Raw genomic sequence first — 736 nt, forward strand, 5'->3', positions numbered from 1 at the left:
CCTTGAGCGGTGTAAGCCCAATTGCGTGGTCCGTAGGTTTCATAAGCGTTGAAGACATTATCAATCCGTTGGGATTGTTGTTTTTCTTGTCGCATAAGGGCTGCAAGTCTTCTTTGTTCTGCTTCTTCTTGTGGGTAGCGAAATTTCACAAGGAAATATGTTTCTTGTCCAGATGAAATTTCCCCATCTTTGATCGTAAGTTCAAATTGATAGGAGCGCTTTGAGCCATCAAGCTTTGTGGTGACGACTTGGAGATTGGTAATGGGTTGGACTTCTCTTGCTTTAAGGAAAAGAATATTGCCAGCGGGGGCGACTTCCCATGCAACACTGTTGCCAATTGCCACATGGGCAATTTCTTCATTGGGAGAAAATTCTATTTGTACCGATGAGCGTATGGAGCCAATAATTTTTGTGACATTATAAGCATCATAGTTGATAAAGCGAATGCGGCTATCGCTTGGCGCGCGGGTGGGAAAAACACTCGCGTAGCTTATATTTGTCAAAGAAAAGGCAACAGCAATCCTAAGAATGAGAAAAAGGAATTTTTTTGTCATGATCAGTTGACCACTTCCGGATCGGTTCTATATTCATTAACAATAAACCCTAGAGGATTTATCAAACGGTTTTGGACAGAGATAGGGGCATTTGTATATTCAAAGGTGAGTGTTGCAACCCAGTGGGTGATGAATTCTTTGTTGTTGTCGTTGTTACGCACAGTTCTGTAGTAACGCACTTG

Annotated in this window: 2 protein-coding genes; both read right to left on the reverse strand. The window is 42.1% G+C overall.

The annotated features are described in order from the left end of the window. On the reverse strand, positions 1 to 554 hold a 554-nt coding region (locus PVV60_RS10665; RefSeq protein WP_273724692.1), incomplete at its 3' end, for a TrbG/VirB9 family P-type conjugative transfer protein. A 2-nt stretch (positions 555 to 556) separates the two neighbouring features. Next, positions 557 to 736, reverse strand: a 180-nt coding sequence (locus PVV60_RS10670) for a type IV secretion system protein (RefSeq protein WP_273724693.1), incomplete at its 5' end; no start/stop codon positions are given.

Source organism: Bartonella sp. AU18XJBT (assembly GCF_028618595.1).
Classification (GTDB): Bacteria; Pseudomonadota; Alphaproteobacteria; order Rhizobiales; family Rhizobiaceae; genus Bartonella.